The sequence below is a fragment of the Pseudoalteromonas sp. 2CM39R genome, from assembly GCF_023161845.1.
The window spans coordinates 73,733-98,975 of the sequence record NZ_JALNTM010000022.1 but is presented as its reverse complement, the minus strand read 5'-3'; the positions used below and the strand labels follow the sequence as shown (position 1 = coordinate 98,975).

The window sequence follows — 25,243 nt, the reverse complement described above, 5'->3', positions numbered from 1 at the left end:
TTATTACCAAAATACTCACGGATAAAAGCTCAATACCAACGAAATAAACACCCCAGTAATAATCAGCTGTACCACGCAAAAACCCATAATATCTTTAGCTTTTAGGCCCGCTATAGCCAATACGGGCAGTGCCCAAAAAGGTTGAATTAGATTAGTCCACGCATCTCCCCACGCCACAGCCATAGCAACCCGCGCTATATCCGCACCAAGCTCTTGTGCTGCAGGTATAACAATAGGCGCTTGTACTGCCCATTGTCCGCCACCTGAGGGTACAAACATATTAACGAGTCCTGCACTAATAAAACTGTAAAATGGCAAGCTATCGGCATCCGCTATGGCAATAAAGCCCTGCGATATTTGTTGTGCTAACCCTGTATCGACCATAACCGCCATAATACCGGCATAAAAAGGGAACTGAATTACAATTCCCGCGCCACTTGGAATCGCTTGTTGTAGGCTATTTAGTAAATTGTGGGGGGTCTGATGTAGTGTGATAGCTAAAAATAAGAAAAGCGCTATCACGCTGTTGAGATTTAAGCCGCCACCTGCGATAAAAAAGTAATAACCTAAGTAGGCAAGTCCGAGTAAGCCAATGCCCATGCCAAGCAGTTTGCTTTGTTCTAAATGTTGCGCAGGGCGTGTTATTGTTATTTTATCGGCTAAAGTGTTCTTAAGCAGTGATGGGTCAATATAAACACTGTCTTTTTCACTCGGTAGCATATAACGGTTAACTAACGGCATAATAATAAATAAGCCAATCAGAATCGCAATGTTAAAGCCTGCGAATAATGTTTGCTCGGTGCCAATAATCCCCATTGTCGCTTGTGAAAAATGCCCTTCGCTGGCAATGGTTAGTGGTACGGAACCTGCTAATCCGCCGTGCCATACTACAAAACCTGAGTAAGCACTTGCGACTAAGAGCCGATAATCTACTCGAGTCTGCTTAGCAATGGCTTTAGCAAATAAAGCACCAATCACTAAGCCAAACCCCCAATTAAGCCAGCTTGCTAAAAGCGAAATAAATGTCACTAAAATAATGGCTTTTGGGGCCGTATTAGCAAGCATTGCTAATTTTGTTAATAACTTACTTATTAACGAGGTACTGGCGAGCATGTAGCCTGTTACTAGCACCAACAGCATTTGCATGGCAAAGCTTAGTAAGTTCCAAAACCCGCTACCCCATGATGTGATTACCTCAAGTGTAGTTGCAGGAGTCGCTAAATTCGCAATACCCAAGGTAATAATAGTGAGCATAATGACAAATATAAATGGGTCGGGTAAGTAGCGCTCGACGAGCTTAGTAAACGGGCTGGCAACTTTATTGAGCATAATTAATAACGAGTTAGTGAAAACTTATTTGCTAATTAATCATGAAATCTTAGGATTAGCAAACACCGCTTTGAATAACCACTCAGTAAGGCAGATTTTTTAAAGGTTGCTGATGAGGAGAATGTTACTAGCAAATATTTACCCTGGCAGATATTTGCTAGTTTTATAATTAAGCGTTGCCTAACACATGTTTTAAACGATTTTGTACTTCTTGCACCAGTAAGTCAGGCTGGAATTTTGATAAAAATGCATCACAGCCGACCTTTTCCACCATGGCTTGGTTAAAGCTGCCACTTAGTGAGGTATTAAGTACCACATGTAAGTTTTTTAAGCGGTTGTCGTTACGTATTTCATAGGTTAATCGATAACCATCCATTGAAGGCATTTCGGCATCAGTAATCACCATAAGTAATTCTTTTTCAACATCGCGGCCTTCATCGGCCCAACTTTTAAGCATATTGAGTGCTTCCAAGCCATTACTGGCAGGAACGATTTCGATACCAAGCTGCGATAGCGTATCGCTAACTTGCTTGCGTGCTGTTGGCGAGTCATCAGCATGTAGTATTTTTCGCCCAGAGAATTCGTTAACTATAGTTTGGTCTAACACCCCATCTGAAATATTAACCTCGTACTCAACTATTTCAGCCAGTACTTTTTCTACATCTATAATTTCTACCAAGTGCTCCACGTCGTCGCGCTGTACTTTAGTAAGTGCAGTAATGTAATGATTTTTACCCACTGAGCTGGGTGGTGGCATAATATCAGACCAGGTCATGTTCATGATTTGATCAACTTTACCAATTAAAAAACCTTGGGTGGTACGGTTATATTCAGTCACTACTAAATTACAATCTTCACCATGCTCTTTGTGCGACATAGAAATGGCTTGGCGTAGATCAATCACCGGAATAGATTCACCTCGTATATTGGCAACACCCGTCACCTTTGGGTGAGAGTGCGGTATTTTGCTTAAACGGGGAAGCTTCACCACTTCTTTAATTTTAAATACATTGAGTGCAAATAAATGGCGACTATGTAAATAAAAAAGTAGCAATTCTAAACGATTCTCACCTACAAGCTGAGTACGTTGATCAACTGACGCTAAAACACCTGACATAATAGACCCATTCTTTCCTCATAACTTAATAACTATAGTTTACTCTTATTTTTATTCATAACGAACCGTGAATATTTCGATTACAGTAAAACGTTGCTTAAGTGTTATGATGTGCAGTATCGTGTTACCAAATGATTCAAATAATCAATCGATTAACAAACAATTATGCATCATATTTTTAAACGTATTGTTGTGCTGTTGCGCAGTCACATTGATCAGGTTAGTTGGCAGTCTGTTGTAATAGCAACGTCTTTACACATGCTACTTACTTGGTGCTTATTATTTATGGCTAATGAGCAAGCACTACTTTCGCCAGGGACCTTTTTTTACTACTACACGGTAACCACTTCAACGGTAGGGTATGGAGATTTAAGTCCATCATCTGACTTGGGCCGTTGGATTGTCGCATTAATACAAATACCCTTTGGTTTGGCTTTATTTGGTGTCTTGTTAGGTAAAACAGGGCAAACAGTAACTTACTTAATTAGGCGCGCTATGACTGGTGATAAAAACTTTGCTCACAGTAGTAATCACATTATTATTTTTGGTTGGCATAATGCTCGAACAAAAAAAATGATCGACTATATTTTGGCTGATACTAAACGTACAGACCGCCGTATTTTATTGGCGGTTACTGAACAAATAGAGCATCCATTTTTAAGTAATGAGAATGTTGATTTTGCTCGTTTGACTAGTTTTACCGATTTGGATGAATTAGAACGCGTTGCCATTCGCCATGCCGATAAAGTGATTATTGATGGCCAAGATGACGACCAAACATTTACTACCGCACTGCGTATTAGCCGTTTAGTCAAAGAAGATTGTCACATTAGCGCACACTTTTTTGATGAAACGAAAGTGGAAATGTTATTAGAGCATTGCCACAATGTAGAGTGTAGTAGCACTAAGTCAGCAGAGATTTTGGTGCGTTCAATGCAAGATCCAGGCTCAAGTCGAGTTCAAGAAGAGTTGTTATCTACTTTGCATGGTGATACGCAATTTAGCCTACAAATACCCAGTGATATAAAAACCATGGAATTTGGTAAATTATTTCATCATTTTAAGTACGATCATGATGCAATATTGTTAGGTGTAGCTCATAATTTAAGTGCAAAGAATATGGATTTAAATCCACCTCTAGATTATGCAGTAAATGCGGGTGATATTCTGCATTACATCGCGCAAGAGCGGGTGTTAAGTGGTGAAGTTGATTGGCTTAGCTTGGAAAAATAATGACTGAAGTTGCTTTTTTAATTATTGTTTTGTGTGCTTATATTTTTCCTATCATGATAATTCTTAACAGTAAGCGTAGCCAAGGCCATGAAAAAAATGGCTGGCTAGTCGGCGCTATCTTCTTTTCGTGGATAGCGCTGATTCTTTACTTTTCGATTGTGCCCAAGCAAGGGCACGCCAAGAAAAAGTAAAGAATGAGTACCTTTTGTTACTTATTCTAATTGTCTCAGTTTATGCTCAACAAGTGGGTCGTCAGGCACGAGTTGTTGAGCAACTTCTAATAGCTTAATGGCATCATTTGGGCTTTCGTCTTGATGCTTAATAGCTACCTCTATTAAAGGTTGAATATCAATTTTCGCTTGATGCTCTTTAACGTGCGCTGCTTTTTCGTCGATTAAAATAGTGTGAGCCGTACTTAATAACGCTTGGCGATGTGCCGATTTAGCGTTGGCTTTATTAAGCTTTTTATAATAATCCTCTTTTAAACGCAGTGTTTTTGTTTGCAGCCTAAATTGCGCGATGTCGATTTGCTGATTACGAATAAAATCAACCGCTACTTGTTTATAAAAACCAAACTTATTTAAATAGGTGGCGTGAGTGCCGTGACCCATACCAAACACGCGTAAGTGAGTGAGCTGTTTATAGCGTTTAGCATGTTGGCGGTCAATACGATTGGTTGGGTCGTAAATAATGTAACCCTTGGCATCCCCTAAGTCTAAATCATGGTAGTCACCTTGCCAGTCATATTGCTGAGCAATTTCAGTACTTGAGCGGTCATCCCAAGGGGCGATAAGTTTGTTTTTGGTGCTAACAGGATGGAAAAGCAGTACTTTATCGAGTTTGAGTAACTTAGCAAATGCACCCACAGCAAAGCCGCCACGACTGAGCCCATAGCCTAACTTAGTTTTAAAAGGAGAGAGTAAAGTTGATAGCTGTTCAATAAAAAAGATTAAATTGCGGTTACGAAACCAATTGCTTTTACCCAAATGCTGAAACGCAATAATATTAACATCTTGCTTTTGCGCTAAATGATAGCCCCAAGGGGCAAAGTCTTCAGTTAGATCGCGTTCTTGTATATCGGTGCCCGCAGGAGAAAAAGTAAAAAGTAGGGGTTTAGTGAGGTCAACAAAGTGATATTTTACATACACATCACCGAGTAAATCTTCACCAGAGGTTGGTAGTTTTGCTTGCTTCTCATCATCGCTGAGAGTTAACCATTCATCTAACCAATACAGTAATTTCATTTATCCTCCAGTAAAGCAAGCCGAAGATCATAACAAATTTGGCTCCATAAGAAAATCGAGCGGTGACATGCTGCGCTGGTGGAGTACTATTTTAATGAAGAAAATGTAGTTATTTTAGTGGCTTATTTCGCCATATTTAAAATTTCATGCCAATCATTTTCGGTCACTGGCATGACCGATAAACGCCCGCCTTTTTTAAGTGCTATATCAGTTATAGCAGTATTTGCTTTGATCGCTTGCAGGCTTACTAAACTACTCAAATGCGCCTGATAAGTTATTTCTACCACAAACCAGCGAGGGTTTTCAGTGGTTGCCTTAGCATCGTAATAGTCGCTACTTAAATCAAATTGCGTTGGATCAGGGTAAGCAGCCTTAGTAACCACACCAAGCCCTGCAACGCCAACTTGTTTGCAGCTAGAATGATAAATCATCACTAAATCACCTTGCTTTACATCATCGCGAATAAAATTACGCGCTTGGTAGTTGCGTACACCTTCCCATAGCGTTGTTTGCTGTGGCGCTTGCTTTAAGTCATCAATTGAAAAGGCGTCGGGTTCGGTTTTAAAAAGCCAAAATGCCATATTAGATTTCCTCAATCAGTGAGTTAGTATTTTTTAACTATTGTATAGTATCATTTATAAATTAGGGGATTGAGGAAGAAATAATGAGCCAAGTATTAGATGATTTATTATCGTTGTTGTCACTTGAAGAAATTGAGCAAGGTTTATATCGAGGACAAAGCCAAGATTTAGGTTTTAGAGCGGTGTTTGGCGGTCAAGTTATGGGGCAAGCGCTTTCAGCAGCTAAAGAAACACTGCCTGCGGGGCGTATTGTTCATTCCTTACATTCTTATTTTTTACGTCCAGGCGACGCTGCAAAACCGATTGTGTACGATGTAGAAACTATACGTGATGGTAAAAGTTTTAGCACTCGACGTGTCAGTGCGATTCAGTACGGTAAACCTATTTTTTACATGACAGCGTCGTTTCAAGGTGAAGAGCAAGGGTTATCGCATCAAGCCACTATGCCTGATGTTCCAGCTCCTGAAGAACTGCGTTCTTCGTTAGAGTTTTATCAAGAAAATGCACAGCATATTCCTGAAGCAATCCGTAATAAGTTTATTCGTGAAATGCCGATTGAAATGCGCCCGGTGAACTTTCATAACCCCTTTAAACCTGAAGCCCTAGAACCGGTAAAACATATTTGGTTTAAAGCCAATGGCGATATGCCGGACGATCAACGTATTCATAATTACTTATTGGCGTATGCGTCTGACTTTGAGTTTTTACCAACCGCGCTGCAGCCACATGGTGTGTCGTTTATGCAGCCGAATATGCAAGTAGCGACCATAGATCATGCTATGTGGTTTCATCGTCCATTTAGAATGGATGATTGGATGTTATATACCATTGATAGCCCAAGCGCGAGTTCGGGACGAGGGCTGGTACGTGGGCAGTTTTTTGACCGCCAAGGAAATTTAGTTGCCTCGACGATTCAAGAAGGGGTAATGCGCCAGCGCTAACTCTTTAAAATCCACTATATTGAGTTAATTCAATACAGTGGATAATAAGAGTATGTTACTGACATTGAGCGTGAACAATGTCAGTAATTGATTGCCAAATACGTGCTGGCAAGAGTGTTTGCAGTTGCTTGTAGGTCTCGCACAGCTCTTGGCTTCCTTGTAAGCCGCTATCAGATTCACTAATAAGCTTTTGTTCGCGAAGATTGGAAATAAAACTACTAAGTACCTTCTTATCAAAAAACTCCGGCGTTTTAATACCATGTAACGTACCCAAACGCTGTGCCAACACATAGCTTTCACGTTCCAGTTCTGCTTTTGCAATACCTTGGCTGGTTTGAATAAAGCCAATCACAATCGCATAACGTTGCAGAGTAAAGCTTAATGCACGACCAAGCATTTCGAGTTTGGCAAAGCTATCGTTATTTTGAGTCACTTTAATGTTATCACCATCAAGCTCAATTAAGCCTTGATCGCTAAAGTTAGTTAAAATGCGGGTTACATAGCTTTCATCAAGCTCTTGTAAATACCACTCTTTGGCGAATAACGGATAAAAAGATTTTACCAATTGATGGCAACGAGTAACGCTACTTTGATGCTGCTTGAATAAATGCAGGGCAACTAAACTCGGCACTGCAAAAATATGCAAAATGTTATTACGATAATAGTTAAATAAGGTTTTTTCTTTATCGTTTATCGCAATAATTTCACCAAACTCATCACTGATCACATCAAACTTATTCAACTTTAAGGCGTGTTCTAGCAGTTGCTCTGGCGTTTCATCGGGTGCGGTTATTTTATTGCTGTAGCTAGCTTCACGTTGTAATCGCAAATAAAACTCAAGCTGAGCTAGCAATTTAGGTTTACTCAATGCGTGCTTATCGTTTACTAGCAGTATCATCGCCAGTAAGTTAACTGAGTTAAGTGCGGCTGCATTGTTAATTTTAACCATAACCTGATCAGCCAGATTAGCCACCTGCGGCCCTAACCATTGTGGCTTTTGCACGTCGGTAGCATGAATTGACTCGCGCCAGTCGGGTTGGTTGTCATTTAGGTATTGGTTAATAGAAATAGGGTCCCCAAAATTTAAATAACCACGACCATAGTTTTTTAAGTTTTTAATCGCTTTAAAAATACCTAATATCGACTCGCCCTTTTTATCATTACCCGCGAGCTCTTTTAAGTAGGTGTTTATTTCCATTACGTGTTCGTAGCCTATGTATACAGGCACAATAGATACTGGGCGATCAATACCGCGCAGCATTGCTTGTAATGTCATGGCGAGCATGCCGGTTTTTGGGGGGAGTAAACGTCCGGTTCTGCTGCGGCCACCTTCGGTATAAAACTTAACCGAATAACCTTTTATAAATAACTGGCTCAAGTACTCTTTAAATACCGCTGAGTAGAGTTTGTTACCAGCAAATGAGCGACGAATAAAAAATGCACCACTGCGGCGGAATATGCCACCTGCAGGGAAAAAGTTGAGGTTGATCCCAGCTGCAATATGCGGTGGTACAAGGCCTTGATGATAAATAGAGTAGGTTAGCAGTAAGTAATCCATATGACTTCGATGACAAGGCATGTAGATTATTTCATGGCCTTTATTGGTTAGGTCATGAATTTGCTCGGTGTACTTTATATCAATGCCATTATAAAGCTTATTCCAAAGCCACGTTAATATACGATCCGCAACGCGGATGGTGGCATCACTATAATTAGCGGCAATTTCATCCAGCAACTTCAAGGCGTTTTGTCGCGCTTGGGCTTGGCTGATGTTTTTTTCAGTGGCCTCGGTTTGAATTGCTTTTTTTATTGTTGGTGATGCCAGCAGTGAGCTAAATAACTGATCACGAGATGGTATTTTAGGCCCTGTAGCAGCCAGCTTTTGACGCTTAAAGTGAACTCGAGCTACACGCAACAGCTTATGAGGAAGTTCATTAACGTCGGCTTTTTCATTAACCAATAAAGATAAGTCGAGTGGCTGGCTAAATCGAATAAAGTTATCTCTTCCTGAAAAAAGTACCACAAAGATTTTTCTAAACCAGCTGGGCGTAAGTGAGTGCGAAAGTAAAGTGCTTAATCCTGGCTTTTCTTTACCCGGCGCTCTGCCCCATAAAATAGTCACAGGCACAACCTGGACATTTTTTTGGCCACTATTTAATAAATGCTCAACAATGTGTTTGCCTTGCGCTAATGCATTGGTAGGTTTTTCTTTATCACCAAATAGCGGGGGAGGGTTTTTAATGCCGATAAAGCGATCTAACGCCTCGTCACCTAATACTTGCTGCTCTGTTGGGTCTGGTAAACCATTTCGTTTACAAACACGTGCCAGTGCCGCTAAATCAAAGCGTGAATTTAAACGCACTATATAAAATGTCGGGTTTTTAGGGTTTAACTCAAATTGCTCTAAAGGTTTTTCAGGCAGTACTTTGCTTTTAACAAATAAGCGGCTAATACCACCAGAGATAAGATTTAAACCATAATTTAAAATACGCATTGACTCACCATAAGAGAGTAGTTACCCAAACCAATATGGGTATATAACAGCAAAATTAGCGCATAGGATAACATAATATCTAAAAAATCCCCTGCAGATTAATCGACAAGCTATGACATTATAAAGACATCATCACCTCTATTGCGTTCACTATTAATAAACTTAGCTATTTTTTAAACGACAATAACAAAGTAATAATTTCTAAATAGTTGTTGCATTTATCACCAGTATCATTATAATACGCAGGCTTTCAAAATTCCCTCGGGAACAAGAAAGAATAAATTAAGCTTGGATTTCAAGCTAATAAACAGGAGTTCCGATTTGGAACTCAACGTAGATATAATCAAACAACCGGCATCTTAATTATTAAGATTGTTTCGGTCGTTTTTTTATGCTCTTTAAATGCTCTTTATATTGAGGTTTAAGAATGTCAAATCAACGCATTCGTATTCGCCTAAAAGCTTTTGACCACCGTTTGATTGACCAATCAACGGCGGAAATCGTGGAAACTGCGAAACGCACTGGCGCACAAGTACGTGGTCCAATTCCACTACCTACACGCTTTGAACGTTTTACTGTACTTACATCACCGCACGTTAACAAAGACGCGCGTGATCAGTACGAGATCCGCACCCATAAACGTCTGATCGACATCGTAGAACCAACTGACAAGACTGTAGACGCACTTATGCGTTTAGACCTTGCTGCTGGTGTTGATGTTCAAATCAGCCTGGGTTAATCGGAAGATTAGAGAGGTTTTAGGAAAATGGCATTAGGTCTAGTCGGTCGTAAAGTGGGTATGACACGTATCTTCACTGAAGATGGTGTATCTATCCCTGTGACAGTTATTGAAGCGACTCCTAACCGCATTGCTCAGATCAAATCTGACGCAACAGACGGTTATAACGCGCTTCAAGTAACCGCAGGCACTAAAAAAGCAAGCCGTGTAAACAAAGCAACAGCGGGTCACTTCGCTAAAGCTGGTGTTGAAGCGGGTCGCGGTCTGTGGGAATTCCGCCTAAATGGTGGTGAAGGCGATTTTGAAGTAGGCGCTGAGCTTACTGTTGAATTATTCAACGAAATCAACAAAGTTGACGTAACCGGTACTTCTAAAGGTAAAGGTTTCCAAGGTGGTGTTAAGCGCTGGAATTTCAGCATGCAAGACGCTACACATGGTAACTCTCTATCTCACCGTGCTCCTGGTTCAATCGGTCAAAACCAATCACCTGGTAAGGTGTTTAAAGGTAAGAAAATGGCCGGTCAAATGGGTAATGAGCAAGTAACAACTCAGAACCTTGAACTAGTTCGCGTTGACGCTGAGCGTAACCTGCTTTTAGTTAAAGGTGCAGTACCTGGCGCTATCGGCGGTGACGTTATCGTTAAACCAGCTGTTAAAGCATAAGTCCTGGAGATTTAGTGATGGAATTAGCAATTAAAGACGCTTCTGGCGCTCTTGAAGTTTCTGAAGCTACTTTTGGACGTGAGTTTAACGAAGCATTAGTACACCAAGTAGTTGTTGCATACGCAGCAGGTGCTCGTCAAGGTACTCGTGCTCAGAAGACACGTTCTGAAGTAAGCGGTGGTGGTAAAAAACCATGGGCTCAAAAAGGTACTGGCCGTGCACGTGCTGGTACAATCCGTAGTCCAATTTGGCGTTCAGGTGGCGTTAGCTTCGCAGCTAAACCACAAGACCACAGCCAAAAAGTAAACCGTAAAATGTACCGCGGTGCGATCAAAAGCATCTTATCTGAATTAGTTCGTCAAGAGCGTTTAATCGTTGTTGAAAGTTTTGGTCTTGAAGCACCAAAAACTAAAGAACTAGTTGCTAAGCTTAAAGAACTTGAGCTTAAAGATGTTCTTATCGTGACTGAAGAAGTAGATGAAAATCTTTTCTTATCGGCACGTAACCTGTACAAGGTTGACACACGTGATGTAGCTGGTATCGATCCTGTAAGCTTAATTGCTTTCGATAAGGTACTAATTACAGCTGCTGCTGTTAAGCAACTTGAGGAGGCGCTAGCATGATCCGTGAAGAACGTCTTTTAAAAGTGATCCTTGCTCCACACATCTCTGAAAAAAGCACAATTGCTGCTGAAGAAAACAACACAATTGTTTTCAAAGTAGTAAATGATGCAACTAAAGCTGAAATTAAAGCGGCAGTTGAGAAGCTTTTTGAAGTAGAAGTAACTGGTGTTCGCACACTTAACGTTAAGGGTAAAACAAAACGTACTGGCATGCGTTTCGGTCGTCGTAGCGACTGGAAGAAAGCTTACGTTACTCTTAAAGAAGGTAGCGAGCTGGACTTTGTCGGCGGCGCCGAGTAATAAGGGGAGTTAGAATTATGGCACTTCAAAAGTGTAAGCCAACTTCTGCGGGTCGTCGTCACCTAGTTAAAGTGGTTAACCCAGATTTACATAAGGGTAAACCTTACGCACCACTATTAGAGAAAAACTCTAAATCAGGTGGTCGTAATAACAATGGTCGTATTACGGTTCGTCATATCGGTGGTGGTCATAAGCAGCATTACCGTTTAATCGATTTTAAACGTACTAAAGATGGCATTCCAGCCACTGTTGAGCGTTTAGAATATGATCCAAATCGTAGCGCAAACATCGCTCTTGTATTATATGCAGACGGTGAGCGTCGTTACATTATCGCACCTAAAGGCTTAAAAGCTGGCGATGCAATCCAGTCTGGTGTTGATGCACCAATCAAACCTGGTAATGCATTACCAATGCGTAATATGCCTGTAGGTTCGACTGTTCACAACGTAGAATTAAAACCAGGTAAAGGTGCTCAAATCGCACGTTCTGCTGGTGCATACGTTCAAATCCTTGCTCGTGATGGTCAATATGTAACATTACGTCTTCGTTCAGGCGAAGTTCGTAAAGTTGAATCTGATTGTCGTGCTACGCTAGGTGAAGTAGGCAATGCTGAGCATATGCTTCGTTCACTTGGTAAAGCAGGTGCAAATCGCTGGCGTGGTATTCGTCCGACAGTTCGTGGTGTTGCCATGAACCCGGTTGATCACCCACACGGTGGTGGTGAAGGTCGTACATCTGGTGGTCGTCATCCTGTGTCTCCATGGGGTAAACCGACTAAAGGTGCTAAGACGCGTAAGAACAAGCGTACGGATAAATTTATAGTACGTCGTCGTACTAAGTAATATTGAGGAATAGCCATGCCACGCTCTCTCAAGAAGGGTCCTTTTATAGACCTACACTTGCTGAAGAAGGTAGAGAAAGCTTTGGAAAGCGGTGAAAAGAAGCCAATTAAAACTTGGAGCCGTCGTTCAATGATCATACCTAACATGATCGGATTGACCATTGCTGTCCATAATGGTCGCCAGCATGTACCAGTTTTCGTTTCTGACGAAATGATCGGTCACAAACTAGGTGAATTTGCACCAACTCGCACTTACCGTGGCCATGCTGCGGATAAGAAAGCGAAGAAACGTTAAGAGGGGAAGATAAATGCAAGCATTAGCTAAACATAAATTCGCCTCTGGTTCGGCGCAAAAAGCACGTCTAGTTGCAGATCAGATCCGCGGGTTACCTGTCGATCGCGCACTAGAAATCCTGGCGTACAGCCCGAAAAAAGCGGCTGTATTAGTTAAGAAAGTACTTGAGTCTGCTATTGCTAACGCAGAGCATAACGAAGGTGCTGACATTGATGAGCTACGTGTAACAACGATCTTTGTGGACGATGGTCCAACAATGAAACGTATTATGCCACGTGCTAAAGGACGCGCAGACCGCATCCTTAAGCGTACAAGCCACATCACTGTTGTGGTTTCAGATAGCTAGGAGATATAAGTAATGGGACAAAAAGTTCATCCTACTGGTATTCGCCTAGGTATATCTAAACCTTGGGTTTCTACCTGGTACGCGAATTCAAAAGATTTCTCTGCACAGCTTTTTGGCGATCACAAAGTACGTACATTCCTTACTAAGGAATTGAAAGCGGCTTCTGTGTCTAAAATCGTTATTGAGCGTCCAGCAAAATCTATCCGAGTAACTATTCACACGGCTCGTCCGGGTGTTGTTATCGGTAAAAAAGGCGAAGACGTAGAAAAACTACGTCAAGCGGTAACTAAAATCGCTGGTGTACCTGCTCAGATTAATATTTCTGAAGTACGTAAACCAGAACTAGATGCACAACTAGTAGCAGACGGCATTGCCTCTCAGCTAGAGCGTCGTGTTATGTTCCGTCGCGCTATGAAGCGTTCGGTACAAAATGCAATGCGCATCGGTTCTAAAGGGATTAAAGTTGAAGTTAGCGGTCGTCTTGGCGGCGCAGAAATCGCACGTTCAGAATGGTATCGTGAAGGTCGTGTACCTCTACATACTCTTCGTGCTGATATCGACTACGCAACTTCTGAAGCCTTAACCACTTACGGTATCATTGGTGTTAAAGTTTGGATCTTCAAAGGCGAAGTTATTGGTGGTTTACCACTAGTACAAGAGCAAGAGAAGCCAGCTAAACGCGCACCAAAGAAAGCCAAAAAAAGTGCTAAGTAGAGGTAGCGAGTAATGTTACAGCCAAAACGTACAAAATTCCGTAAAATGCATAAAGGCCGCAACCGTGGTCTAGCGCAAAACGGTAACAAAGTAAGCTTCGGTACTTTCGGTTTGAAAGCTACTGGTCGTGGCCGCATGACTGCTCGTCAAATCGAAGCAGCTCGTCGTGCTATGACACGTCACGTGAAACGTCAAGGTAAAATCTGGATCCGTGTCTTCCCTGACAAGCCGATCACAGAAAAGCCTCTTGAAGTTCGTATGGGTAAAGGTAAAGGTTCTGTTGAATATTGGGTTGCTGAAATTCAGCCTGGTAAAGTACTTTACGAAATGGAAGGTGTTTCAGAAGAGCTTGCTCGTGAAGCGTTTAACCTTGCTGCTCGTAAGCTGCCATTCAAAACAACTTTCGTAACTCGGACGGTAATGTGATGAAAGCAAACGAACTAAAAGATAAAAGCGTAGAAGAGCTTAATGCTGAACTTCTAGGTCTTCTTCGTGAGCAGTTTAACCTGCGCATGCAAGCAAGCACTGGTCAGCTAGCTCAGACACACACGCTAAGAACAGTACGTCGCGATATCGCGCGTGTAAAAACAATTATTAACCAGAAGGCAGGTCAATAATGAGCGATAAAATTCGTACTCTTCAAGGCCGTGTAATCAGCGACAAGATGGAAAAATCTTTCACTGTTGCTATCGCACGTTACGTGAAGCACCCAATCTATGGGAAATTCATCAAACGTACGACTAAGTTACACGTACATGACGAAAATAACACTGCAAAAGCGGGTGACACTGTCACTATCCGTGAATGCGCTCCAATCTCTAAGAACAAATCTTGGACTTTGGTAGATGTTGTTGAACGTCCAAAACAAGCTTAATTTTTAATTAAGTCTGTTTTATAAGAAACCCCAGCTTTTGCTGGGGTTTTTTTTGCGTTTAAAAAAGCGATAAGTTTGAAGCTTTCAGCCTTCAGAAGTAAATAAATTATAGCGCCGAAGTTTGGGTTGAGTGTTACGAACCTAAGTGCAAAAAATAATATTATAAAATAGGTGTAAGAAAAGCCCGAAGCCTTTTACCAAATCATCTCTACAAACTCAGGATGATCGATATACGGGTTACGGTTTCCCTGAAATTCAAACGCTGCTTGGTTGCGGTTTAATTCCATTTGGCTAACAGGATCGTTGTTATGCCACTTTAACAGCATGGCCACAACCCAGCTTTCAAATACTTGGGTACTGGTGCCATTAAGCACGTCATTACTAGCTGCGGTGTTATTTTGCCAAGCACCAATTACGTTTTGATAACGGGTTGCCATGTAAAAATAAGCACGAGCAAAGTCACCTTTAAATTCATCAATAGGTTCAAATACAGTACCGTTGTAATTAATCGCATTACTTGCTGAGCCTAATTTACTACCGTTGGTTGAGGTAAATGAAGCACTTGCTACTTCACCGAACGGGAAGTTACTTCGCTTTGAATTTACATAGCCGTCAGTGGCGTAAATATGATGAACATCAGAGTTCATCGGTTCAACTTTTCCACCAAACCAACTTTTAGGAAACGAATGCTCTCGGTTGTAGCAATCTGCCTCACCACTGTAGGTGCCACATTGATCGCTAACGGCTGTGTATGTGTAGCTATCAGAGCCATTGGGCTTCTCGCTGTACATATCTAAAATACTATTATCGTTTTCAAAGTATTTATCACGCGCTGATGCGTCGTAAAAATTCCAAATAGCAGAATACCCTTGAGCATTATGATTATTAATAATGTTATAAAGCTCAGTTTTAAGCGTGTAACCAGACAAGCCTTGAGTTGTCACATAGTAGCCGGTTGGCGTCGGTGTTGGCTCAGTGCTTCCTAATGAGAAAGCGGTAGCTTCGGTTGTTTGGAAACTAGCTCCACTGGCGAGCAATGTGCTTTCATTATTCAAGGCGTAGCTACCACTGCCATATGAACAGCAAATACCATCGCCATAGCTGTCATTAATAGTAAATGTATACTCACCATCGGTTACGCATAATTGTTCGGTATATTGGGTGTTTGCCGCATACCCACTTCCGCTTGCAACGACACCGGTTTGGTTGTGCGCTATTTGCCAGCTGGTTTCTTCGCCGTAGTTATCTGTGGTTAGGCTAAAAGTAAGGCTGTTATCTGCGCAGCTTGGAGAGCCACTGCTGTCATTACTAGGCAAGAAGTTATCAACATAAACTAACTCGCTACCATCAAATCCCGTTGTATCATAAAAGCGTAAGCCGACATCAATGGTTTTATTACTATCGGCTGTGTAGCTGTAAGTAATGGTTTGCCATTGGTTGGTTTGTGCTGGATTTGAATAGCCTTGATAACCATCTATCAACAAACGCGCCTTAAGATGGCCTTCGGTATGATACACATCTACTGAGAACTCATAAGTTTTACCCATTTCAACAGCGACTTGCTGCAAAAAATCAGTATTGCTTTGTGTGCCTGTATTAACGCTAATCGCTGCTGCTTGTGAGCCTGTGCTTACGACTGTGCTGTTGGCAGATACGTTAATACCGCTATCAATCACTGTCCACGCATCTGGGGTGTTGCCACTGTATTGTTCAAAGTTGCCATTAACCACATTAGCCATCGCGGGTAATGAGGATAATAACAAGGTGCTCAAAAGTAATTTGTTTTTATATATACCGTGTAACATAGGTGTTCCTATTTATATTTTTGCGTAATATACCTTAGAACATTAAAGTTACAAAATTGTTAAATTAAAATTTCATAAAAGGCAATAAAACCCTTTTAGGCCTATTTCGTAGGTTTTTAGATAACTTAATAACTAAATGGAATATCAAAGCAGATTCTATTCTTTTTTTATCTATGCTTAGGCGGCTATCCTGCATACTCAATTAACCTCAACAGAACTTTCTGAGTGAGGTGGCACTCATTTTAAACAATGTGAACAAGCATTGTGTTTAACGTTCAGGGTTATGAGGAAAAATTCATGTTGTTAGGTCAACTCAATGCGCTAGCAAGTCCGCTTTCGCAAGAGCAAGTACAAAAGCTACAAGGTTTAGTGGCTGAGCTTAATCCAATTCAGCAAGCCTGGGTTAGCGGCTACTTAGCTGCTAATGCTAATTCTGCAGCGCTAGGCGCGCCAGCTTCAGTTACACCCGCAACCTCGGAAGCGGCAGCGTTGACCATTTTATATGGTTCGCAAACAGGTAATGCTAAAGCGGTGGCGACTAAACTTAAAGAGCAAGCTGAGTCTCGCGGCTTAGCAACAAAACTGGTTAGTATGTCAGATTACAAACCGACAGCCCTGAAAAAAGAAAAGTTTTTAACCGTTGTTGTATCGACTTACGGCGAGGGTGAGCCACCAGAAGACGCCGAAACACTGTATGAATTTTTAATTACTAAAAAAGCGCCAAAGCTTGATGGTGTCAAAGTTGCAGTATTAGGTTTAGGTGATTCTAGCTATGAATTTTTCTGCCAAACCGCTAAAGACTTTGAAGAGCGTTTAACTAAATTAGGTGCAGAGGTTATTCATCAACGCGCCGACCTAGACGTTGATTATGATGACGAAGCAGCCACTTGGATTGAGGGCGCATTAAATGCGTTTGAACCAGACTTAAAAGCCCAGCAAGATGCAACTAGCGGTCAAGTTGTATCAATGCCATTTGGCGCTCCTGCAGCAGCGGCTAGTCAGTACACAAAGCAAAATCCGTTTGCGGCAGAGCTAAGCTTAGTGCAAAAAATTACCGGTCGTGATTCAACCAAAGATGTACGCCATGTTGAAATTTCACTAGAAGGGTCAGACATTACGTATACACCTGGTGATTCACTCGGTATTTACTTTTTAAATGATGAAGCCCGTGTAGATGAGCTACTAGCGCAAACGCAAATTGATCCAACTAGCCGCGTTAAACTTGGCGATGAAGAACTCAGCGTACGTGATGCCTTAATTGAAAAACTAGAGCTAACACAATCCTACCCTGGGTTTGTTGAAAAGTACGCCACGGCTACAGGCACGCCTGAGCTGCTTAAACTAGTAGAAGATAAAGGCGCAATGCGCGAATACATTGAGCCTCGTCAAATCTTTGATGTGGTTGCACAAAACCCAGCTAAATTAGAAGCGCAAACACTAGTTGATTGCCTGCGTAAATTACAAGCACGTTTATATTCAATTGCCTCTAGCCAAGCTGAGGTTGAAGATGAGGTGCACTTAACTATTGCATTGGTTGAGTTTGAAGCGTTTGGCACAGAGCACTTAGGTGGTTGTTCAGGGTACTTAGCACGCCGCGCAGAAGAAGGCTGTAAAGTAAAAGTATTCAGTGAACATAACGATAACTTCCGCTTACCAGTAAGCGATGACACACCAATTATTATGGTTGGCCCAGGTACTGGTATTGCGCCATTTCGCGCCTTTTTACAAGAGCGTGATGCACGAGAAGCAACAGGTAAAAACTGGCTGTTTTTTGGTAACCCACACTTTACTCAAGACTTCTTGTACCAAGTAGAAATTCAAGGGTATTTAAAGTCAGGTTTACTAAGTAAGGTCGATGTGGCGTTTAGCCGTGATCAAGCAGAAAAAGTTTATGTACAAGACAAGTTACGTAAAAACTCAAAAGAAGTGTTTGATTGGTTAGAAGCGGGTGCTCATTTTTATGTGTGTGGCGATGCTAACCGCATGGCAAAAGATGTGCACAATGCCTTAGTTGATATCATTAGCGAAAACACTGGTAAAAGCTATGAAGACGCAGAGCAGTACTTAAAAGACTTAAGAAGCGCAAATCGCTATCAGAAAGACGTGTACTAAGTGCACATTGCTTACTTTATAAAAAATAACGCTAACAGCCGTCACTGTAACAAATTTAGGATTAAACATGAGCGAACAAGATAAAAACGTAAAGCTTTCTGATAACGAGCGTTTGAAAAGAGAAAGCAACTTTTTACGTGGCACCATAGAGCAAGATTTAAAAGACGAGATCACCGGTGGTTTTACCGCCGATAACTTCCAGTTAATTCGTTTTCACGGCATGTATCAACAAGATGATCGCGATATTCGTCCGGAACGTGCTAAACAAAAGCTAGAGCCACTGCATAATGTGATGCTACGTGCACGTATGCCTGGCGGTATTATTAAGCCAGAGCAATGGCTTGCAATTGATAAATTTGCTGGTGATAAAACCAGTTATGGCAGTATTCGTTTAACAACTCGCCAAACATTTCAGTTTCATGGTGTATTAAAACCTGAAATTAAAGGTATGCATCAATTGCTTAATAGTGTTGGAATTGATTCGATTGCCACCGCCGGTGATGTTAACCGTAATGTATTATGTACTACCAATCCGGTTGAATCTGAGTTACATCAAGAGGCCTACGAGTGGGCGGCAAAAATTTCTGAACACTTATTACCTAAAACGAAGGCATACGCTGAAATTTGGCTCAATGGCGAAAAATCTGAAACTACAGAAGAGCCTATTTTAGGTTCAACGTATTTACCGCGTAAGTTTAAAACTACAGTGACGATCCCACCTAATAATGAGGTGGACGTACATGCTAACGATTTAAACTTTGTGGCGATTGCTGAGGATGGCAAACTCGTTGGTTTTAACGTGCTAGTAGGCGGCGGTTTGGCGATGACCCATGGCGATACAGCAACCTACCCACGTAAAGCGGACGACTTTGGCTTTATTAGCCTAGAAGATACGTTAAAAATTGCTGAGCACGTGGTATCTGTTCAGCGTGATTGGGGCAACCGCTCAAATCGTAAAAATGCAAAAACTAAATACACACTCGATCGTGTTGGCACTGAAGTATTCAAAGCTGAAGTTGAAAAGCGCGCAGGCGTGAACTTTGCACCAAGCCGCCCTTATGAGTTTACTCACCGAGGGGATCGTATTGGTTGGGTAGAAGGCATTGATGGTAAGCACCACTTAACCTTATTTATTCAAAGCGGTCGTATTTTAGACTACCCAGATAAGCCGCTTAAAACAGGGTGTCGCAAAATTGCAGAAATTCATCAAGGTGATTTTCGCATGACGGCAAATCAAAACTTAATTATTGCGGGTGTACCGGCCGATCAAAAAGCAGTAATTGAAGAAATAGCCCGCAATCATGGTTTGATTGACGATAAGGACACTGAGCAACGCAAAAATTCAATGGCGTGTGTGGCATTGCCAACTTGCCCATTAGCTATGGCCGAAGCTGAGCGTTACTTACCGAGTTTAATTGAAAAAATAGAAAGCTTATTAGCCAAACACGGAGTGCCAAATGACAGCATTATTATGCGTGTAGTTGGTTGTCCGAATGGCTGTGGTCGTGCCATGCTAGCAGAAGCAGGCTTGGTCGGCAAAGGCCCTGGTAAGTACAACGTTTACCTTGGGGGGAATACTGAGGGTACACGTATTCCAAAGCTTTACCTTGAAAATGTTGGCGAAGAGGTTTACTTAGAAGCATTCGATAAACTCATTGGGCAATGGGTTAGTGAGCGTAATGATGGCGAATGTTTTGGTGATTTTGTTATTCGCAAAGGTATTGTTGCAGAAGTAAAAGTATCCGTTACCGATTTTTACGCATAATTTAAAAGCAGCGCAAAGCGCTGGTGAGGTTTAAAGTTGACCATGAGTGAATTTAAAAACATATTACAGCTAGATAAGCAAAGCCAACAGGCTATGTTAGCTGATGCGAACGGTTTGCTGGCTGACATGAGCGCAGAGCAGCGCGTTGCATGGGCACTTGAAAATTTGCCTGACACTGCGTTTTTATCATCGAGCTTTGGTATTCAGGCTGCAGTTATGTTGCATTTAATGACTGCACAGCGCCCAGATATACCTGTGGTATTAACCGATACAGGCTACTTATTTCCAGAAACCTATCAGTTTATAGAGCAAATGACTTCGCAGTTATCACTTAACCTAAAAGTGTATAAAGCGCAGCTGAGCCATGCATGGCAAGAGGCTAAATTTGGAAAATTATGGGAGCTAGGTGAGGCAGGTATTAAGCAATACAACCAGCTTAATAAAGTAGAGCCAATGACACGCGCTTTAAAGGAGCTAAATGCGAGCACTTGGTTTAGTGGCCTACGTCGAGATCAATCCTCAAGCCGTGCTGAAAAGCAAGTACTAGAAATAAGCCGAGGTACGGTAAAAGTGTATCCCATCATTGAATGGAATAATCGCGATGTATATCAGTATTTAACAAAGCATAATTTGCCATACCATCCATTATGGGAGCAAGGTTATGTGTCGATGGGGGATGTGCACACCACGCGTAAACTAGAGCCCGGCATGAGTGAAGAGGAAACCCGTTTTTTTGGCTTGAACCGTGAATGTGGCTTACATATTGATGGTGATGGAATTTAATTACCTTATTATTCAAAGCTATAAAATGAAAAAAACGCAGCCTTTGCTGCGTTTTTTATTGTTTAATATTTGCTGAATTGATTCTTTTTTATTATATTGGTTGTGATGATGGATTAAACACACAGCAGGAACGCTATGAAATACTTCACCTATTTAGCAGTGTCAGTGATGATAATTGCTGTTATCTTATTGTTTTATATTAAAAAACCCAATGGCCAGCCTTGGCTAAGCACCTCTCATATTTATAATGAATCAACAGAGATCAAGAATGAAATGATAGCGCTTTCATCTAGCGCGTTAGATAGTATTACCTCAGCAATTACCACAGCGGGTGAAAAAATCACTGGGGCTACCTTTGAGACAGAAACTCCTAAGCCAATTTATAAATGGCAAGACGAGCAAGGACAATGGCATTTCTCAGATGTACCAAACAAGAATGGTAAAAGCGAAGTGGTAAAGCTTAACCCCGCCGATATTAATGTCGTGGTTGCAGAAGATACCGCCATTTTGAGTGGCAGTGCTAAATCAGCAGTAAAGCCTTTTCCTCAGCGAGCACCAGCGATATACAACAGTGAATCAATTAATAAGCTGTTTGAAGATGCTGAAAAAGCTAAAAAGAGAATAGAGCAACGCAGTAAAGAGGTCGAAAGTTTTAGCGGCTTTTAGTTTTGAGGTGTTTTTGCTGTGTCTTCAAATAACGCTTTTCTGCTTCCATTAATAATATAGTTAAGTATATTTTTGTGGGCAACGATAAAAGTACGCCAATTGCAATACAGGCAGCTGCAGTAATAATACCTTTAATGCCGAACTGGTTGGTAAAGTAGCTCGATACAATTAAACCATGGCCTGTCACTATTAAGCACAATCCAAGCAAAATCGATGTTTTAAGTAGTCTTATTATTACAATTGAAGACATAGCGACCTCTGCGCAGCGTGTCTTCTTAGTGTATGTAATCTTTATAAAGCGGCATTGATTTAGCGCAAGCATCCATTAATAATATAAAAAAGCCCAGCTCATTACTGAGCCGGGCTGCATTTTCGTTTTAAGTTGTTAGTCGAGCATATTGCGCAGTACGTACTGTAAAATACCGCCATGTTTGTAGTAATCCCACTCTTTCGGAGTATCAATACGCACATCGGCACTAAAGCTAACTTGTTTACCTTCACTGTTAGTCGCAATCACACTGACTTCGTCGGTTTTATCGTATAACCCTTGAATATCAAATTGCTCTTGCCCAGTTAAGCCTAGTGATTCATGGCTTTCACCTTCTTTAAATTGTAAAGGAAGTACGCCCATACCAATTAAATTAGAGCGGTGAATACGCTCATAGCTTTGTGCTATCACAGCTTTAATACCGAGTAATAATGACCCTTTTGCAGCCCAATCTCGCGAAGAGCCAGTTCCATACTCTTTACCTGCTAGAACCACTAGTGGTGTTCCACTTTCTTGATATGCCATTGCCGCGTCATAAATACTTTCTAGCTTATCATCAGGTTGAGTGCGGGTAACACCGCCCTCGGTACCTGGAGCTAGTAAGTTTTTAAGGCGCACATTAGCGAACGTACCGCGCATCATTACTTCGTGATTACCACGTCGTGATCCATAAGAGTTAAATTGCGCTTTTTCAACCCCATTTTCTTGTAGGTAAAGCCCTGCGGGTGCCTCTGCCTTAATTGCACCTGCTGGTGAAATATGATCGGTAGTCACCGAGTCACCCAGTTTAGCTAAACAACGCGCACCCTCAATAGTTGGAATACCCGGTGGTTCAACACTCATACCATCAAAGAAGGGGGCTTTTTTAATATAAGTCGAAGCACTGTCCCAATCGTAAAGTTTACCATCAGGTATTTGAATTTTTTGCCAGCGACTGTCGCCATCGTAAACATTGGCGTAGCTTTTTTCGAACATCTCTTTAGTTACCGTACTTTTTACTAGTTCACTTACTTCTTTAACGCTCGGCCAAATATTTTTAAGGTAAATATCGTTACCATGCTTATCTTGCGCGAGTGGCTCGTTGTAAACATCAATATCGGTTCTACCCGCTATGGCATAGGCAACCACTAAAGGAGGCGACGCTAAAAAGTTCATTTTAACATCTTGATGTATGCGCCCTTCAAAGTTACGGTTACCCGATAAAATTGAGCTTACAACTAATTTGTGTTTTTGAATCGCCTCACTAATTTCATCAGCAAGTGGGCCTGAATTACCAATACATGTGGTACAGCCATAACCAACTAAATTAAAGCCAAGCGCATCCAAGTCATCCATCAACCCTGCTTTTTCAAGGTAATCGGTGACCACCTGAGAACCTGGCGCAAGTGAGGTTTTAACCCAAGGTTTTACATTAATACCTAACTGACGTGCTTTTTGAGCTACTAAACCGGCAGCTAAAATAACACTTGGGTTAGATGTGTTTGTACAGCTAGTAATTGCAGCAATAACACAGGCACCATCATTTAACTCAAATTCTTCTCCATTAAAGTTTACTTTTGCTGCGCCCATAAACTGCGCTTCATCGGTAGGCTCATCAGGGTTGGTAGTAGGGCCTTCGCTTTCAATACGCGCTTGCTCTTCATCGCTTTTATCACGACGTGCCATACGCTCGTCTTGAAAGTCTTTTAAGTGCTGACCAATAACCTTGCCGGCTTTATCCAAAGTAATTCTATCTTGCGGGCGTTTGGGGCCTGCTAGGCTTGGCACAACATCATCTAAAGTCAGTTCAAGCTTATCGGTATAATGTGCTTCGTCGCCATCGTTACGCCATAAGCCTTGGTGTTTAGCGTAATCTTCAATCAGTTTAAGCTGCTTCTCATCGCGATTAGTTAAGCGTAAGTAATTAATCGTTTCCTCATCAATAGGGAAAATACCACAGGTTGCGCCATACTCTGGCGCCATATTAGCGATAGTTGCTCTATCGGCAAGTGGTAAGTCGGCAAGGCCGTCACCATAAAACTCAACAAACTTACCTACCACACCGTGGTTACGCAGCATTTCAGTAACAGTAAGTACTAAATCGGTTGCTGTAGTGCCCTCAGGTAAGCGACCATTTAATTTAACACCCACAACCTGTGGAATAAGCAAACTAATAGGTTGGCCAAGCATAGCGGCTTCGGCTTCAATGCCGCCTACACCCCAGCCAAGTACGCCTAAACCATTAATCATCGTTGTATGAGAATCTGTACCGACTAGTGTATCTGGGTAGGCTAACGATTTGCCGTTTTTTGTATCATTAAATACTACGCGGGCTAAATACTCTAAATTCACTTGGTGAACTATACCGGTTGCAGGTGGTACAACTTTTAAGTTATCAAATGCGGTTTGTCCCCAACGCAAAAATTCGTAACGCTCTTTGTTTCGCTCATATTCTAATTTTGAGTTTAAGTCGAATGAACCATCTTTACCGTAACCATCCACTTGCACCGAGTGATCGATTACCAGCTCAGCAGGAGAAAGTGGGTTTATTTTTGCAGGATCACCACCGAGTTTTTCCATCGCATCACGCATGGCGGCTAAATCAACAATTGCAGGGACACCAGTGAAATCTTGCATTACTACGCGGGCTGGAGTAAACGCCACCTCGGCAGAGGGCTTCGCTTTTGGATCCCAATCTAAAAGAGCCTGAATATCTTGCTCTTTAATATTCACACCATCTTCGTTACGCAGTAAGTTTTCTAGTAATACTTTTAACGAAAAAGGCAGGCGTTTGGCTTTATCGCCAAGTCCCATGAGCGAGTTGATATGATACTGCTCGCCATTGATAGTGAGCTGTTGTTGGGTGTCGAAACTATTTTTCATTATTTGTCCCTTCAATAAATTAGATTAATATTCTTGTAAAAGTGACCTCTGTAGTGATTTGCAAAGTGTGTACCATGATAAAAAATACCATATTGTATAATTTATTTTGGTCGTTATTTAAATAGAGATGAAGGCCAAAAGTTAAAATTCAAGGGATACTCTGAGTAATAATTGGCCACAAAACTAAACTCAAAAAAGTGCTATTTAAAATAGTCCTGTTGTTTTAAATGGAAACTTAAATACACCAATGCAATCGCGATTATGGTGACTGCAATAGGCATAAAAATAGCACTAATACCAAACAAGTTGATGCTATTAATAATCATAAAATTATAGTATTGCTGAGCTAAAACCGCTGCCAAAGAGATTATTAATGTTAATGTGGCTAGTGACTTTTTGAATAACAAAAGTACGCATCCTAATGCGCCGCCAAATACCGCAATAGCAAACGCTAAAGTAGCCCATAAAGGTTGGCTGTTATAAGCAAGCTGTTGTTCTTCAGGTAGTTTACTTATCATCTCTGGAGAGAGAAACAGCTGCATGACAAATGCAAGAATACCTAATATTTTCCATAATAAGGCGGTAATAAGTACGGGTTTTATCCAGCGGTTTGAGGTGTTTTCTGACATGTAAGCATCTATTTTTTATT

Annotated in this window: 27 protein-coding genes; 18 read left to right on the top strand and 9 right to left on the bottom strand. The window is 41.4% G+C overall.

Annotation, left to right across the window (positions count from 1 at the left end; genetic code table 11):
* Positions 1–15: 15 nt before the first annotated feature.
* Both MTF66_RS31845 and MTF66_RS31840 read right to left on the bottom strand, forming a co-directional pair.
* Complete coding sequence (locus tag MTF66_RS31845; protein ID WP_248529643.1) at positions 16–1,329, bottom strand: short-chain fatty acid transporter; 1,314 nt, start codon at positions 1,327–1,329, stop codon at positions 16–18.
* Positions 1,330–1,498: 169 nt separating this feature from the next.
* Positions 1,499–2,446: a chemotaxis protein CheV gene (locus MTF66_RS31840; RefSeq protein WP_010391933.1), complete on the bottom strand. Its 948-nt coding sequence runs from the start codon at positions 2,444–2,446 to the stop codon at positions 1,499–1,501.
* Positions 2,447–2,611: 165 nt separating this feature from the next.
* On the opposite strand from MTF66_RS31840, the gene MTF66_RS31835 reads away from it, so the two are divergent.
* The gene (locus tag MTF66_RS31835) at positions 2,612–3,679 is read left to right on the top strand and encodes a potassium channel family protein (RefSeq protein WP_010391935.1); all 1,068 of its coding nucleotides are present in this window, start codon (positions 2,612–2,614) and stop codon (positions 3,677–3,679) included.
* Positions 3,679–3,870 carry a hypothetical protein gene (locus MTF66_RS31830; RefSeq protein ID WP_010391937.1) on the top strand — a complete coding sequence of 64 codons (192 nt, stop codon included), beginning with the start codon at positions 3,679–3,681 and terminating at the stop codon, positions 3,868–3,870. The genes MTF66_RS31835 and MTF66_RS31830 overlap by 1 nt, the downstream gene beginning before the upstream one ends.
* A 21-nt stretch (positions 3,871–3,891) precedes the next feature.
* Here the strand turns inward: MTF66_RS31830 and MTF66_RS31825 are convergent, their stop codons facing one another.
* Positions 3,892–4,923, bottom strand: coding sequence for a cytosolic protein (locus MTF66_RS31825; protein WP_138570146.1), 1,032 nt, complete (start codon positions 4,921–4,923; stop codon positions 3,892–3,894).
* Positions 4,924–5,045: 122 nt separating this feature from the next.
* Positions 5,046–5,504 (bottom strand): EVE domain-containing protein, encoded by a 459-nt coding sequence (locus MTF66_RS31820; RefSeq protein WP_138570145.1) that lies wholly within the window; start codon positions 5,502–5,504, stop codon positions 5,046–5,048.
* A gap of 83 nt (positions 5,505–5,587) precedes the next feature.
* Here MTF66_RS31820 and tesB point away from each other — a divergent pair, with 83 nt between their 5' ends.
* The gene (gene tesB, locus MTF66_RS31815; RefSeq protein ID WP_010391943.1) at positions 5,588–6,445 is read left to right on the top strand and encodes an acyl-CoA thioesterase II; all 858 of its coding nucleotides are present in this window, start codon (positions 5,588–5,590) and stop codon (positions 6,443–6,445) included.
* 55 nt (positions 6,446–6,500) lie between these two features.
* Here the strand turns inward: tesB and plsB are convergent, their stop codons facing one another.
* A complete protein-coding gene (gene plsB, locus MTF66_RS31810; protein WP_010391947.1) occupies positions 6,501–8,939 on the bottom strand; it encodes a glycerol-3-phosphate 1-O-acyltransferase PlsB in 2,439 nt (812 codons plus the stop codon).
* 427 nt (positions 8,940–9,366) lie between these two features.
* Here plsB and rpsJ point away from each other — a divergent pair, with 427 nt between their 5' ends.
* Genes rpsJ through rpsQ form a run of 11 tightly spaced genes read left to right on the top strand, consistent with a single transcriptional unit; the run spans position 9,367 to position 14,333 of the window.
* A complete protein-coding gene (gene rpsJ, locus MTF66_RS31805) occupies positions 9,367–9,678 on the top strand; it encodes a 30S ribosomal protein S10 (protein WP_002957900.1) in 312 nt (103 codons plus the stop codon).
* A gap of 27 nt (positions 9,679–9,705) precedes the next feature.
* Positions 9,706–10,341 (top strand): 50S ribosomal protein L3, encoded by a 636-nt coding sequence (gene rplC / locus MTF66_RS31800; RefSeq protein ID WP_008108338.1) that lies wholly within the window; start codon positions 9,706–9,708, stop codon positions 10,339–10,341.
* A gap of 17 nt (positions 10,342–10,358) precedes the next feature.
* Positions 10,359–10,964: a 50S ribosomal protein L4 gene (gene rplD / locus MTF66_RS31795; RefSeq protein ID WP_008108340.1), complete on the top strand. Its 606-nt coding sequence runs from the start codon at positions 10,359–10,361 to the stop codon at positions 10,962–10,964.
* Positions 10,961–11,263, top strand: a complete 303-nt coding sequence (rplW, locus tag MTF66_RS31790) for a 50S ribosomal protein L23 (RefSeq protein WP_006791359.1) — start codon at positions 10,961–10,963, stop codon at positions 11,261–11,263. Before rplD ends, rplW begins: the two co-directional genes overlap by 4 nt.
* Before the next feature lie 17 nt (positions 11,264–11,280).
* Complete coding sequence (rplB, locus tag MTF66_RS31785) at positions 11,281–12,105, top strand: 50S ribosomal protein L2 (RefSeq protein ID WP_007376192.1); 825 nt, start codon at positions 11,281–11,283, stop codon at positions 12,103–12,105.
* 15 nt (positions 12,106–12,120) lie between these two features.
* On the top strand, positions 12,121–12,399 hold the full coding sequence (rpsS, locus tag MTF66_RS31780) for a 30S ribosomal protein S19 (RefSeq protein ID WP_004588689.1): 279 nt from the start codon (positions 12,121–12,123) through the stop codon (positions 12,397–12,399).
* Positions 12,400–12,412: 13 nt separating this feature from the next.
* Positions 12,413–12,745, top strand: a complete 333-nt coding sequence (rplV, locus tag MTF66_RS31775) for a 50S ribosomal protein L22 (protein ID WP_004588690.1) — start codon at positions 12,413–12,415, stop codon at positions 12,743–12,745.
* A 12-nt stretch (positions 12,746–12,757) separates the two neighbouring features.
* Positions 12,758–13,459, top strand: coding sequence for a 30S ribosomal protein S3 (gene rpsC / locus MTF66_RS31770; RefSeq protein WP_008108350.1), 702 nt, complete (start codon positions 12,758–12,760; stop codon positions 13,457–13,459).
* Between the two features lie 12 nt (positions 13,460–13,471).
* Positions 13,472–13,885 (top strand): 50S ribosomal protein L16, encoded by a 414-nt coding sequence (gene rplP / locus MTF66_RS31765; RefSeq protein WP_008108352.1) that lies wholly within the window; start codon positions 13,472–13,474, stop codon positions 13,883–13,885.
* Entirely contained in the window at positions 13,885–14,076 is a 192-nt protein-coding gene (gene rpmC, locus MTF66_RS31760) for a 50S ribosomal protein L29 (protein WP_008108355.1), read from the top strand. Before rplP ends, rpmC begins: the two co-directional genes overlap by 1 nt.
* Positions 14,076–14,333, top strand: coding sequence for a 30S ribosomal protein S17 (gene rpsQ / locus MTF66_RS31755; protein WP_008108356.1), 258 nt, complete (start codon positions 14,076–14,078; stop codon positions 14,331–14,333). Before rpmC ends, rpsQ begins: the two co-directional genes overlap by 1 nt.
* 194 nt (positions 14,334–14,527) lie before the next feature.
* On the opposite strand, the gene MTF66_RS31750 is transcribed toward rpsQ, so the two are convergent.
* On the bottom strand, positions 14,528–16,138 hold the full coding sequence (locus MTF66_RS31750; protein WP_248529641.1) for an endonuclease: 1,611 nt from the start codon (positions 16,136–16,138) through the stop codon (positions 14,528–14,530).
* A 297-nt stretch (positions 16,139–16,435) separates the two neighbouring features.
* On the opposite strand from MTF66_RS31750, the gene MTF66_RS31745 reads away from it, so the two are divergent.
* The 4 genes from MTF66_RS31745 to MTF66_RS31730 all read left to right on the top strand — a co-directional run bounded on the left by MTF66_RS31745 (position 16,436) and on the right by MTF66_RS31730 (position 21,464).
* Positions 16,436–18,250 carry an assimilatory sulfite reductase (NADPH) flavoprotein subunit gene (locus MTF66_RS31745; protein ID WP_054202791.1) on the top strand — a complete coding sequence of 605 codons (1,815 nt, stop codon included), beginning with the start codon at positions 16,436–16,438 and terminating at the stop codon, positions 18,248–18,250.
* A 67-nt stretch (positions 18,251–18,317) separates the two neighbouring features.
* On the top strand, positions 18,318–20,015 hold the full coding sequence (cysI, locus tag MTF66_RS31740) for an assimilatory sulfite reductase (NADPH) hemoprotein subunit (protein ID WP_054202790.1): 1,698 nt from the start codon (positions 18,318–18,320) through the stop codon (positions 20,013–20,015).
* A 42-nt stretch (positions 20,016–20,057) separates the two neighbouring features.
* Positions 20,058–20,798, top strand: coding sequence for a phosphoadenylyl-sulfate reductase (locus MTF66_RS31735; protein WP_248529639.1), 741 nt, complete (start codon positions 20,058–20,060; stop codon positions 20,796–20,798).
* A gap of 135 nt (positions 20,799–20,933) precedes the next feature.
* A complete protein-coding gene (locus tag MTF66_RS31730) occupies positions 20,934–21,464 on the top strand; it encodes a DUF4124 domain-containing protein (RefSeq protein WP_055012455.1) in 531 nt (176 codons plus the stop codon).
* Here MTF66_RS31730 and MTF66_RS38625 read toward each other — a convergent pair.
* The 3 genes from MTF66_RS38625 to MTF66_RS31720 form a co-directional block, all read right to left on the bottom strand.
* On the bottom strand, positions 21,451–21,714 hold the full coding sequence (locus MTF66_RS38625) for a hypothetical protein (protein WP_041709663.1): 264 nt from the start codon (positions 21,712–21,714) through the stop codon (positions 21,451–21,453). The genes MTF66_RS31730 and MTF66_RS38625 overlap by 14 nt on opposite strands.
* 135 nt (positions 21,715–21,849) lie before the next feature.
* Entirely contained in the window at positions 21,850–24,594 is a 2,745-nt protein-coding gene (acnA, locus tag MTF66_RS31725) for an aconitate hydratase AcnA (RefSeq protein ID WP_248529638.1), read from the bottom strand.
* Between the two features lie 200 nt (positions 24,595–24,794).
* Positions 24,795–25,223: a hypothetical protein gene (locus tag MTF66_RS31720; protein WP_248529636.1), complete on the bottom strand. Its 429-nt coding sequence runs from the start codon at positions 25,221–25,223 to the stop codon at positions 24,795–24,797.
* Between the last annotated feature and the right edge of the window lie 20 nt (positions 25,224–25,243).